Raw genomic sequence first — 332 nt, 5'->3', positions numbered from 1 at the left:
GGCTCATCCCCGCTAGCGCGGGGAGCACTGGCGGTCTCCTTTCTGTGGTCGGGGCGGTTAGGGCTCACCCCCGCTAGCGCGGGGAGCACTCATAATTTCGACGGTACTTGCTGACCTGCGTGGGCTCATCCCCGCTAGCGCGGGGAGCACCCAGGAAATCGGCGGCTGGCGAGAGCATGACGCGGCTCATCCCCGCTAGCGCGGGGAGCACACGGTCAGGCCGTCAAGCAGGTCGAAACCAGAGGGCTCATCCCCGCTGGCGCAGAGAACACCGTAGCGTGTCGTGGGGCGAGGCCGCCGACCTGGGCTCATCCCCGCTAGCGCGGGGAGCA

The sequence above is a fragment of the Corynebacterium sp. HMSC27B11 genome, assembly GCF_001815985.1.
Classification (GTDB): Bacteria; Actinomycetota; Actinomycetes; order Mycobacteriales; family Mycobacteriaceae; genus Corynebacterium.
Note: the sequence above shows the minus strand (reverse complement) of the source record.